The organism is Burkholderia oklahomensis C6786 (genome assembly GCF_000959365.1).
Classification (GTDB): Bacteria; Pseudomonadota; Gammaproteobacteria; order Burkholderiales; family Burkholderiaceae; genus Burkholderia; species Burkholderia oklahomensis.
In genome coordinates, this window is record NZ_CP009556.1 from 404,362 (window position 1) to 416,203 (window position 11,842).

Genomic DNA, 11,842 nt, shown 5'->3' on the forward strand with positions numbered 1-11,842 from the left:
GCCGCGCGCGGCTCGCGCGCACGCCGCTTGCGGACGATCAAAAAACGGACGCGCGCCGTTCGCCACGCCGATTCGTTCGTCCTCATGATCGGCAACATGGACGACCAACCGATCTGCGACGCCGTATTCGCCGACCGCTACGCGCGGCCGGACGAGACATCGCGCGCTCAGGCATGCGCGCGGGTCGCGCGCGCGCTCGCGCTCGCGGAGCCCGTCGCGACGCGCTCGGGCGCCGCGCGGCGCTTCTACCGGAACCTGCTGAACGGCGCGCTCGGCGCGGGCCGCATCATGGCGCGCGCGGGCGCCGCGCAGGATCAGACGATGGCGAGCTGCTTCGTCCATCCGATCCGCGCGCCCGCCGCGCTTACGCGCTTTCATCCCGACCTCGACCGCGCGATCGACGAAGCGCGCCTGACGCTCGCGATGGGCGGCGACGTCGGCTACGACTTCTCGGCGATCCCGCCCGCGAGTGCGCGGCCCGAAGCCGAGCAGTCGACATCGCCCGGCGTGTGCGCGGCGCTCGACCGGTTCGATCGCATCGGCGCGCAGGCCGGCGAGCGCGACGGACGCCGCCGCGCGCAACTCGCGGTGCTGCGCTGCGACCATCCGGATCTGCTCGCGTTCGTCGCCGCAAAGCGCGGGCACGCGCGCTGGGAGACGCTCGAGCTCGCGGTGGCCGTCACCGATGCATTCATGCAGGCGATCGAGCAGGATCGGCCGTGGACGCTGCGGCATCCGGCGCCGCCGCACGATGCCGCGAGCGGCGCGCTACCCGCGGCCGATGGCGCGTGGACGTATGCGACGGTGCCCGCGCGCCATCTGTGGCGCGAGATCGTCGCCGCGACGCGCGACGGCGAAGGGCCCGGCCTCGTGTTCGTCGACGCGATCGACGCGGCCAACCCGCTGCGCGGCCGCGAGCGGATCGACGCGACGAGCCCGTGCGGCGCGCAGCCGCTGCCGCCGTACGGCAGCTGCATGCTCGGCGCGGTCGACCTGTCGCGGTTCGTGCGCAATCCGTTCGGCGCCGGCGGCGAGCCGCGTTTCGATTTCGCGGCGTTCGACGCGGCCGTGCGCGTCGAGGTGCGCCTCCTCGACAACGCGCTCGACGTCACGCGCTGGCCGCTCGCCGCGCACGCGCGCGAGTCGTATCAGAAGCGGCGGATCGGCGTCGGCGTGACGGGGCTCGCCGATATGCTCGCGATGATGCGGCTGCGCTACGACTCGCCGGCCGCGCGCGAGATGACGCGCTACATCGCGTCCGATCTGCGCAATCACGCGTATGCGGCGTCGGCCGAACTCGCCGCCGAGCGCGGCGCGTTTCCGCTGTGCGACCGGTATGCGCATCTCGACGCGCTGCATGCGGGTCCGCCGCTGCCGCACGCGGTCTGCCACGCGATCGAGCGCGACGGGCTGCGCAACAGCCATCTGACGTCGTTCGCGCCCGTCGTCGGCGTGAGCCTCGCGTTCGGCGACAATTGCTCGCCCGGCATCGAGCCGGCGCGCGCGTGGATCGAACACCGGACGGTGCGCACCGGCACGACCGGCGCGCCGGTGATGCGCGCGGAAAACCACGCGCACCGGCTGTTCCGGGCGCTGCGCGGCGAGCGCGTCGCGCTGCCCGACTATTTCGCGACCGACGCGGACGTCGCGCCGGGCGATCGTCTCGCGATGCGCGCGGCGCTGCAGCCGTATGTCGACGCAGGGGTCGCGAACACGCTGACGCTCGCGGGCCATCACTCGCTCGAGGAGATCAACGCGCTGCTGTTCGGCGCGTGGCGCGCGAAGCTGAAGAGCGTCGCGATCCGGCGGGCGGATGTGGCGCGCGACGCGGGGGCGGCGAGCGACGAAGACGGCGCGTAAGGGCTGGCGGCAAGCGCACGCCTGCTTGCTTGACCCACGTCAAGCCGACGCCCGCCGCAATCGGGTCGAATGACAGCGGGCGCATCCACGGCGCGGCGGCCTCGACGGCTGTCGGCAGCCGCACGGCCGATGGCGCCCGCATCCCGCGTGGCCACGATCCCCGGAGGTGACAGATGCGCCGTTCGCGCCCGCCGAAGCTCGCGAAATCCGCCGACGAGTCGCGCGGCACGCGCCGCCTGGTGCGCGCCGCCGCCATACGCGGCAACGGCCCGCAACGGCGCACGGTGCGCGAGCGCGCGGCCCGCCGCCTGTCGCGCGAAATCGACGCGACACTGCGCCGCGCGTCGACGTATCCGCATCCGGCCGGCCGCATCGTGCGCATCGAGACGCACATCTCCGTCGTCTACCTCGTCGGGCGTTTCGCATACAAGCGCCTGAAGCCGTTCGATTTCGGCTTCGCGAATTTCAGCGACCTCGCCGCGCGCCGCCGCGCATGCGAAGCCGAACTCGCGCTGAACCGCCCGCTCGCCGAGCCGATCTATGTCGCGGTCCGGCCGATCGTGCGGCGCGCGCGCGGCCTTCGCGTCGGCGGTGCGGGCGTCGCCGTCGATCATCTTGTCAAGATGCGCCGCTTCGACGAGCGGATGCTGTTCTCGCAACGGCTCGCGCGCGGCGAGCTCGGCGCGCCGGACATCGACGCCGCCGCGACGCGCATCGCCACCTACCACCTGCACGCGCCGCGCGACGTCCCGCAGCGCGCGTTCGGCAGCGCGCACGAGCTGCGCAAGCAGATCGAAGACGTGTTCGCGCCGCTCGAGCGCGCGCTTGGCCCGGCGCTGCCGGCGTCGCTGCGCGCGTGGTGTCTGCGCCGCTGCGACGCGCTCGCCGCGCATCTCGACGCGCGCCGCGCCGGCGGCTACGTCCGCGCGTGTCACGGCGACCTGCATCTCGACAACGTCGTGAAGCATGGCCGCGATGCGCTGATGTTCGACTGCATCGATTTCGACGACGCGCTGCGCTGGATCGACGTGATCAACGATCTGTCGTTTCTGCTGATGGATCTGCACGCACACCGGCGCGCCGATCTCGCGCACCGGCTGCTGAACCGCTGGCTCGACGAGACGGGCGACTTCGCGGGCCTTGCCGCGCTGCCGCTGTACGTCGCGTACCGCGCGCTCGTGCGCGCGCTCGTCGCGACGATGCGCGCGGGCGGCGACGATGCGGCGCGCAACGCGCACTTCGAGCGGGCGCGCACGTACATCGACGTCGCCGCGCATGCGGCCCGCGCGCGCCGTCCGTGCCTGCTGCTGTGCCACGGCTATTCGGGCTCGGGCAAGTCGGTCGCGAGCCGCGCGCTCGCCGACGTCTCGGGCGCGATCCGGCTGTCGAGCGACAGCGAGCGCAAGCGCGCGCGGCCATTCACGGCGGTCGACGCGCGGCCGCTGCCCGCGAGCGCATACACGCCGCAGCGGATCGACGCGCAGTACGAACGGCTGCGCGGGCTCGCCCGCGACGTGCTGCGCGCCGGCTACACGGCGCTCGTCGACGCGACGTTCCTCGCCCGCGCGCGCCGCGCGAGCTTCGTCGCGCTCGCGCGTGAGACGGGCGTGCCCGTGTTCATTCTCGATTTCCGCGCGAGCCGCGCGTGTCTCGAACGGCGCGTCGATGCGCGCGCCGCCAAACGAAGCGATCGGTCGGACGCGGGCGCGGCCGTGCTCGCGACGCAGCTCGCGACGGCCGATCCGCTCGACGCCGACGAACGCATGCGCACGATCGGCTTCGATACCGACGTGCCGCTCGCGACGCTCCGGTCGACCGGGTATTGGCGGCCGGTGCTCGACGTGCTCGGCGCGACCTCAATGGTTGTCGCGACAACGAGTTGATGTCGAAAAAGACCCCGCACCAAAGACGCGCGCTGCTATGGGATCGCCCGCGTGGGTCTGATCAATTGCACTGCTGCGGCAGCCTATTTCATACCGGCGATGCGTTGTCCCGAATCGTGCAATCTGACGAAGCACCGCAGCGATACAGCGCATCCCGCCGACTCAATCCAGTGCGACGCGAACGCTCGCCCAACAGCTCAGTCATACGGGCCGACGTTGTCCACGACCCAACCTTTGCAGGTCATCTTGGCAACGTACCGGTGGCCGTTGACCTTGTATGGAACCTTCCACTGCGCGACATCGTTCAGATATAAAAAATCTTCATCGAAGTCAACTTTTGGATTCTTGTTATTTCGATATGCATACTTCACGATATTGGATTTAATCTCCTGTCGCGTCATATCGGGGCAAATTCCATCGCCACCGTCATAGACTCGCACGTACATCATGGCAATCACCAGCCCGACAATCACCAGAACAAGAGTAACGACGGAGATCACCACTTTTACCTTCCAAGATCGATTTAAATTCAATTCAATTTACCATCCATCAAAGCAATTCATCCACTATCGCACAGTTTAAATATCTCGCCATCAAACCATCAACCTACACTCAATCAACGATAAGTTTAATCGAGATCATCATCAAATTTACGGAACAAACACTCTCGATCAAATATATCAACACTTATTCCCTATAGACCAGAAACATTTCCATTTATTATGTCCCGCATACCCAGATGGGGCAACCCTCCCATGGACGGCCTATGGACAATCCCACGCTCATCCATGGCCTTAATGTTTCGACGAGATCCTGAAATATTCAAAGGTTGAGACCCCTTAAAATAAATCATAAAATCCGTATGACCAGTTATCTCGCCCATCTTTCTGACCAAGGTAGTCAACATCTCCTGAATATAAGGCCTCGAATTTGAAGCATCGAAATCGAATTTATCCGGATTCAGCGTACACTCCCCGGAAAATGAAAAACCTCCATCAGCCGTCAAAACGAGCTGACCAACGACATGACCACTCACTCGACCAAGTGCGGAACCGACGATATACTCCTTATCGCTCAGCAGATTCGTACTGAACTCGGCATCAATGGGGTAGGCACCAGGTCCCATGCCATCATTGACGATAATGGATCGAATGGGGCCAATCTCATTGGCCCCGATACCCAGGCGCAAAGATTTGAGATCGACCGCCCGGGGAGATCCGTTTCCGCGAATCCAATAATCATAGGCGGCGAGAGTAAAGAACGGTGTTGCATAAAATTGGAATTCCGAAATCGGCGGCGTAGGGAGATGACTGAAATAATAATCGCTGAACAAGCCGAACGCTGTTGTCAAGCCACTCGGCTGCGTATTTGACAGCCCGTACTGATCGGCGCCAACGATACTCTGCCACCCATTGTTCGCCAACCATTGAGTGAAAAGTCCGTAGGTTGCAATTTGTGCCTTGACGAGATTATTACTCGCCAATTCCATTCCATACGCAAATTCAGAAAGAACGTCGAGCGGTCTTCCAGCTTCGGCCGCAGATAGAATTTTCCTGCCGTTAACCAGATTGAATTTACCAATTTGATATATCCCGCCTCGTATATTGTCGAATCCGGCCGTCCAACTGTATCCGCCCACTGGTCCTCCAACCGAAGGAACCGGCAGATTGGTTTCACGAGGCGCGGTAACGGAAATCATAGGGAGCTCGTCGGCTGGCCCATGCCCTTTCGTCTGCGCCCAGATCCGAACCGAAGGCAGCAGCATGGCCGCCGGGAATGCAATTGAAGTACGTATTAGCGATCTTCTTTTTTTAGAAACATGCATCACGCGATCTCGATTCGATATTGAATGCCTGAATTTTTCTTCTTCCATTGGACACCCCGAAAACTTATTTCGATTACTTTCCCATATTTTAATTCTATAGAATTAATCAAATAAAATGATAAGCCTGCCAAGCTTCGCTCTCGTCCCCCGTACTTCCATGGTCTCAAATGAAATACGATCATTGTAAGCTAATTGAAATATCAAACCACGTCAACCGAAATACCTGCCCCCCTATCAAGTTTCGATTGAATCCCTCGTCCACGTACGAAGCATTACAGGCGAGCTTTCTATATTTAGCATTTCGATTAAGATAAATAGGTCTAGATGAAAAGTGAGCGCTCTGATCTTCCCATTGCAACGGGCATCCATTCGGACAGAAAGACATGCGTCCACCAGCCTGCGACCGAATACCCGCTCGACTCATCGCCCGGCCCCCGTTGATCTGGGTCAAGCCCCCCCGGCGGCCGCTCCATAGACTGAAATCGATGCCGCGCAGTCCGAGCCCGCATCGCCCCGAGTTCCGGCGCGTCGTCCCCGCCCGCACGCGAGCCGCGCCTCCCGACAGGAGACCCGCAACATGGAAACATCCCCGCTCAAGACGACGCCGCCCGAAGCGATCCCCCCGTTCGATCCGTCGGCGAGCGTCGAGGACCAGCTTCGCCTCGCGATCCGCTACGCGATCCTCGCGCCGTCGAGCCACAACACGCAGCCGTGGCGCTTCATCCTCGGCGACGCGTCCGTGATGCTGTGCGCGGACCGGCTGCGCGCGCTGCCCGTCGTCGACCCGTACGACCGCGAGCTGCTCGTCAGTTGCGGCGCGGCGCTCTTCAATCTGCGCGTCGCGCTGAGCCACTTCGGACTCGCATATTCGATCGACATGTTCCCGTCGAGCTCGGACCCCGACGTGATCGCGCTCGTGCGGCTCGATCCCCACGGTTATCACGACGAAAGCCTCGTGCCGCTGTTCGACGCGATCGTCGAGCGCGTGACGACCCGCGCGCCGTTCGCGAGCGAAGCGGTATCGTGCGAGATCCAGCGCGCGCTCGTCGATGCCGGCGCGGCCGAAGGCGCCGAGATTGCCTGCGTCGACGCGCCCGCGGCGCGCGAGGAGATCGCCGAGCTGATCGCCGACGCCGACCGCCGCCAGTTCGCCGATCTGCGCTTTCGGCGCGAGCTCGCGAACTGGGTGCATCCGCGCCGCCGCGACGACGGAATGCCGGCGTTCGCGGCCGGCGTGCCCGCGCTGCTCGACTTCGCGACGCCCGTCGTCGCTTCGGTGATCCGCACGTTCGATCTCGGCGGCGGGATGGCGGCGATGCATCACAAGCTCGTCGACGGCTCGCCGCTCGTCGTCGGCATCTCGACCGCGAGCGACGATCGCGACGCGTGGGTCGCGACCGGCCAGGCGCTCGAGCGCGTGCTGCTCGTCGCGACGGCCGCGGGGCTGACCGCGTCCTATCTGAATCAGCCGATCGAAATCGACGTATTGCGCGAAAGACTGCGCCCGCTGCTGCACGTCGATGCCCATCCGCAACTGCTGCTGCGCATCGGGCGCGGCCCGGTCGTCCCGCACGCGCCGCGGCGTCCGCTGATGGACGTCGTGTCTTGATCGAGCGGGATCGCGCCGCGCGCGACCGAAACGTCGCGCGGCGCGGCGGCGGCGCGGCATGGCGCCGGTGGCTGCCGGGCGTCGCGACGCTGCGCACGTACCAGCGCGCGTGGCTCGCGCGCGACCTGTTCGCGGGCGTCGCGCTGACCGCCGTCCTCGTGCCGGTCGGCATGAGCTACGCGCAGGCGGCCGGCCTGCCCGTCGTCGCCGGACTGAACGCGACGATCGCCGCGCTCGTCGGCTACGCGATCTTCGGACCAAGCCGGATCCTCGTGCTCGGCCCCGATTCCGCGCTCGCCGCGCTGATCGCCGGCGCGATCGCGCCGCTCGCGCATGGCGACCCCGCGCGCGCGGTCGCGCTGTCGGCCGCGCTCGCGCTGATGTCGGGCGGCTTCTGCGTGCTCGCCGGCCTGCTGAAGCTCGGCTTCGTCACCGATCTGTTGTCCAAACCGATTCAGTACGGCTATCTGAACGGCCTCGCGCTGACGCTGATCGCGAGCCAGCTGCCGAGCCTGTTCGGCGCCGCGCCGTGCGGCGGCACGTTCGTCGACGAAGTGACGAGCATCGCCGGGACCGTCGCGCGAGGCCGGATCGACGCCGCATCGCTCGTGCTCGGCGCCGGCTGTCTCGCCGGCATCGTGCTGCTGCGACGCGTCGCGCCCGCGTGGCCCGGCATCCTGATCGCGGTCGCCGCCGCGTCGATCGCCGCCGCGTGGCTCGGCACGGCGCCGGATGCGCACGTCGCGGACGCGCATGTCGCACTCGTCGGCCCGCTCGCCGGCAGCATGGCGCTGCCCGGCCTCCCGGCCATATCGCTCGCCGACGCGGGCCGGCTCATCGCCGGCGCGCTTGCGATCGCCATGGTGTCGGTGGCCGACATCAGCGTGTTGTCGCGCGTGTTCGCGCAGAACGACGGCCGCGAAACCGACCGCAATCAGGAACTGATCGCGCTCGGCGCGGCGAACCTGCTCGCCGGCACGCTGCGCGGCTGCGCGGTCAGCAGCAGTTCGTCGCGCACGCCCGTCGCGCTCGCGGCCGGCGCGCGCACGCAGTTGACGAGCGTCGTCGCGGCAGGCTGCATCGCGCTGCTGCTCGTCGCGCCGACATTGCTCGCCCGCGTGCCGCTCGCGGCGCTCGCGGCGGTCGTCATCTATTCGGCGAGCGGCCTCGTCGACGTGCGGGCGGTCGTTCGCCTCTTCAATGTGCGCCGCGGCGAATGCGTGGTGTCGGTCCTGTGCTTCGCGGGCGTCGTGCTGCTCGGCGTCGTGCCGGGCATTCTGCTCGCGGTCGGGCTGTCGCTGCTGTCGTTCGTCTGGCGCGCGTGGCATCCGTACGATACGGTGCTCGGCCGCGTGGAAGGCATGCACGGCTATCACGACGTGTCGCGACATCCGGACGCACGGCAGATGCCCGGCCTCGTCGCGTTCCGCTGGGACGCACCGCTGTTTCATGCGAACGCGACGATTTTTCGCGACCACGTGCAAGACGCGATCGCCGACGCCGACGCGCCGGTGCGCTGCGTCGTGATCGCGGCCGAGCCGATCACCGACGTCGACGTCACCGCCGCCGACATGCTCGCGACGCTGCGCGACGAACTCGCCGCGCAGCGGATCACGCTGTATTTCGCGGAGATGAAGGGGCCGGTCAAGGACCGGCTGCGCACCTACGGACTCTTCGACAAGATCGGCGCCGATCACTTCTTTCCGACGGTGACGGATGCGGTCTTGCACTTCGCGCAGGCGCGCAAGGAAACGGCGACCGCGCGGCGGGCGCGGCGGGCGCGGCGTTAGCGCCTCGACGCGAGGCTGCCGGCGTGCGGCGCACGACGGGAGCGCACGACAGCGATCGCGAGAGGCAAGCCGGGATGATCGGCGATGTGCACTCCGCAGACATGAAACCGGTTGCGCGAACGCAGCGCGCGCACTCGCGCAGCGCAGCACAACAACACGCCGCAATACGACGCAACACGGCGCGCATGCAATCACGCACGCAATCAACGCATCGAAAACGACGCCGCTAAACCGGCGATTCGAGACCGCCTTGGCGAAATCGGCGTGATGAATTCGATGCGCGAAAGCCCGATAACGACGGCGCGCACGGCACGCGGCGCGCCTTCCACGCCTTCCGCGCTTTCCACACCCGCGCGCCCGTCAGCTCCGCGCCTTCTCCTCGAAGTGAATCTGCCGCCGCGAAACCGACGCGATCTCGTCGAACAGCGACGCCGCGCACGCCAGCACGTCGTCCAGGGACACCATCCCGACGAGCGCGCCCTCGGCATTCACGACCGGCATCCGGCGCGCGCCCGTCAGCCGCATCCGGTGCGCGATCGTCCACAAGCTGTCCTGCTCGTGGACCACGGCCAACGGCGCGGACATGATCTCGCCGACGAACAGCGCGGCGGGATCGACCTCCTTCGCGATCAGCGACAGCACGATGTCGCGGTCGGTCAGCATGCCGACCGGCTCTTGCGCGCGATCCGTGTCGTCGACGACGATCAGGTCGCCGACGTGGCGGTCGCGCATCAGGTGCGCGGCGTCGAGCACGGTGTCGATGCGGCGACACACGGCGACGTCGCGGGTGCAGATTTCGGCAGCGTTCACGATCGGCCTCCGTTCATATGCATGGCGAACGCACGCGCCGCAGCTCGCGCCCGCCGGCCTTCCGGCAACGCAGAGCGCGACGGGGCGCAGCGTCCGCAGAAATATGCAACACAGCGTCGCACGCGCGTCCGCCTTTCATTCTGACGCACGTCAACATCGCCGGCACGCGCGCGGCGGCGTGCGACGCTTGATCGGGATCAGTTCGGCGTGCGACACACTCGCTATCGTTGAGAAGCGAGCGCGCTCGCGAGCGGGTGCGGCGCGGTTTTCCACTGTCTTGGAGACGGACATGAGCGACCCCGAACTGCTGACCTATCAACCGATCGCCGTAGCATTGCCCGCGCCCGCGGAAGAGGCGGCGCCCGCGATCGTCGATCTGCCGCAACCCGATCTCGGCGCGGGCCTGCCGCTGATGGCCGCGCTGTCGCTGCGGGCGAGCACGCGCGAATTCTCGTCCGCGACGCTCGCGCCGACGACGCTCGGCGAACTGCTGTGGGCGGCCGGCGGCGTCAACCGTCCGGTGACGGGCGGCCGCACCGCGCCGTCCGCGCACGCATTCAACGAGATCGACATCTACGTCGCGCTGCCCGACGGCGTCTACCGCTACGATCCGGTGCTGCACCGGCTGCTGCTGAAGCGCTCGATCGACGCGCGCAATCTGACCGGCTATCAGGACTTCGTCGGCGCCGCGCCGCTCGACCTCGTCTACGTCGTGCGATCGTCGCGTCTGCAATCGATGCCGAAACCGCTGCGCGAGACGTTCTCCGCGGTGGCGGCGGGCGCGATCGCGCAAAACGTCGCGCTGTATTGCGCGTCGGCGGGACTCGGCTGCGTGGTGCGTGGCTGGATCAACCATCGGCTGCTCGCCGACGCGCTCAGCCTGAACGAAGACGAATTGCCGATCCTCGCGCAGACGGTCGGCATGCCGGTTGCGCACGCGGGCGGCGCGCACGCCTGAACTTCGCGCGATCCCGCTGCGCCGATGCGGGCGGGATCGCTGCGCGCGGGCGAGGCGTAGCTCGTCACGGCTGAGGTTTCTCGCAGCGCACGCGCTGCGCCGCGTGCGCTGCGTTGTGCGCAACGCGCGCCGCGTCACATCAGGAAGACAAGGAACCGCCGACGCACCGCCAAAGGCGCGCCGGCCCGCATCGCAAAGCAACGCGCCGCGTGAACCGCGGCGCGCACGCGCGCTCAGCTTATCGCCAGCCTCTTCTTTTCCGCAGTCGCCTTCTTCGGCAGCGTCAGCGCCAGCACGCCGTCCTGATACTGCGCGGTCGCGGCGTCACGGTCGATTTCGCTCGCGAGCGAGAAGGATCGGCTGAACTCGCCCGAATAGCGTTCGCGCCGGATCACGCGCTCGCCTTCCTTCAGTTCCTTGTTCCGCTCGACCTTCGCGTTGATCGACACAGCGTTGCCTTCGATCTGCACGGTGATGTCGTTCTTGTCGACGCCCGGCAGCTCGGCTTTGACAATATAGGACTGGTCGTTTTCGGTCACGTCGATCTTCACCGATGCGAGCTTCTCTTCCTCGACGTCCATCATGCCGCGCAGCGGACGGAACAAGCCCTGGAACAGATCGGACATCGGTTCCAGCGAAAACGGGTCGTAACGCGTCAAATTGCTCATTGCTCTCTCCTGGAATTCGCAGCCGCGCACGATGCGCGGCCGACACCGCGGACGACATCCGGCACATGCCGAACGCCCCTCAATGACCTGATGCCGATCGGATCGATACCGCTGGTTTTCAGCGTAGCGACACGGGTCCGTCCGGCATTGACGTGCGTCAATCGGTGGTCACGCTTGCCATGCGCCGAACGCATCCGGCGCCGATCGGCGCGCGTGTCGACGTTTCGCCCCTATCGATTTCGTTCCCGGTTCGATTCGACGATGCGCCGCGCGAAAATCCTCGGCACGCATGCGTCGTCGCTCGCCGCAGCCGTGACCGGCAGGCCGGTCACGGGATCGCTATCTGCGCGCTACCGTCGCGCCGCGAGGCTCGGCATCGCGCCCCCGGCTCCGCAAGCGCCGTCGCCACGCACGAGCGAGCGCGGGGCTTCGAGACGAC

At 66.6% G+C, this 11,842-nt stretch carries 9 protein-coding genes; 5 read left to right on the plus strand and 4 right to left on the minus strand.

Features of this window, described 5'->3' with window-relative positions; all coding sequences use genetic code 11:
• Positions 1–27: 27 nt before the first annotated feature.
• Positions 28–1,860, plus strand: a complete 1,833-nt coding sequence (locus tag BG90_RS19915) for a ribonucleotide reductase N-terminal alpha domain-containing protein (RefSeq protein WP_010120952.1) — start codon at positions 28–30, stop codon at positions 1,858–1,860.
• Positions 1,861–2,033: 173 nt separating this feature from the next.
• Positions 2,034–3,743: a bifunctional aminoglycoside phosphotransferase/ATP-binding protein gene (locus BG90_RS19920; protein ID WP_010120954.1), complete on the plus strand. Its 1,710-nt coding sequence runs from the start codon at positions 2,034–2,036 to the stop codon at positions 3,741–3,743.
• 197 nt (positions 3,744–3,940) lie between these two features.
• On the opposite strand, the gene BG90_RS37040 is transcribed toward BG90_RS19920, so the two are convergent.
• Both BG90_RS37040 and BG90_RS33355 read right to left on the minus strand, forming a co-directional pair.
• Entirely contained in the window at positions 3,941–4,246 is a 306-nt protein-coding gene (locus BG90_RS37040; RefSeq protein ID WP_010110805.1) for a hypothetical protein, read from the minus strand.
• Between the two features lie 191 nt (positions 4,247–4,437).
• Positions 4,438–5,616, minus strand: a complete 1,179-nt coding sequence (locus tag BG90_RS33355) for a lipid II-degrading bacteriocin (protein ID WP_081469993.1) — start codon at positions 5,614–5,616, stop codon at positions 4,438–4,440.
• A 529-nt stretch (positions 5,617–6,145) separates the two neighbouring features.
• Here BG90_RS33355 and BG90_RS19930 point away from each other — a divergent pair.
• Complete coding sequence (locus BG90_RS19930) at positions 6,146–7,177, plus strand: Acg family FMN-binding oxidoreductase (RefSeq protein ID WP_010120957.1); 1,032 nt, start codon at positions 6,146–6,148, stop codon at positions 7,175–7,177.
• The gene (locus BG90_RS19935; RefSeq protein ID WP_045568366.1) at positions 7,174–8,967 is read left to right on the plus strand and encodes a SulP family inorganic anion transporter; all 1,794 of its coding nucleotides are present in this window, start codon (positions 7,174–7,176) and stop codon (positions 8,965–8,967) included. The genes BG90_RS19930 and BG90_RS19935 overlap by 4 nt, the downstream gene beginning before the upstream one ends.
• A 360-nt stretch (positions 8,968–9,327) precedes the next feature.
• Here BG90_RS19935 and BG90_RS19945 read toward each other — a convergent pair whose 3' ends face one another.
• On the minus strand, positions 9,328–9,777 hold the full coding sequence (locus BG90_RS19945; RefSeq protein ID WP_010110810.1) for a CBS domain-containing protein: 450 nt from the start codon (positions 9,775–9,777) through the stop codon (positions 9,328–9,330).
• Positions 9,778–10,066: 289 nt separating this feature from the next.
• Between BG90_RS19945 and BG90_RS19950 the strand changes: the two genes are divergently transcribed.
• Positions 10,067–10,735 (plus strand): nitroreductase family protein, encoded by a 669-nt coding sequence (locus BG90_RS19950; protein WP_010120967.1) that lies wholly within the window; start codon positions 10,067–10,069, stop codon positions 10,733–10,735.
• A gap of 233 nt (positions 10,736–10,968) precedes the next feature.
• Here BG90_RS19950 and BG90_RS19955 read toward each other — a convergent pair whose 3' ends face one another.
• Complete coding sequence (locus BG90_RS19955) at positions 10,969–11,403, minus strand: Hsp20/alpha crystallin family protein (protein ID WP_010110812.1); 435 nt, start codon at positions 11,401–11,403, stop codon at positions 10,969–10,971.
• Positions 11,404–11,842 lie beyond the last annotated feature (439 nt).

Excerpts from the sequence above, each read along its gene's own strand:
- BG90_RS19920 (WP_010120954.1), top strand. The coding sequence starts at position 2,034 with ATGCGCCGTTCGCGCCCGCCGAAGCTCGCGAAATCCGCCGACGAGTCG.
- BG90_RS33355 (WP_081469993.1), bottom strand. The coding sequence starts at position 5,616 with ATGGAAGAAGAAAAATTCAGGCATTCAATATCGAATCGAGATCGCGTG.
- BG90_RS19930 (WP_010120957.1), top strand. The coding sequence starts at position 6,146 with ATGGAAACATCCCCGCTCAAGACGACGCCGCCCGAAGCGATCCCCCCG.
- BG90_RS19950 (WP_010120967.1), top strand. The coding sequence starts at position 10,067 with ATGAGCGACCCCGAACTGCTGACCTATCAACCGATCGCCGTAGCATTG.
- BG90_RS19955 (WP_010110812.1), bottom strand. The coding sequence starts at position 11,403 with ATGAGCAATTTGACGCGTTACGACCCGTTTTCGCTGGAACCGATGTCC.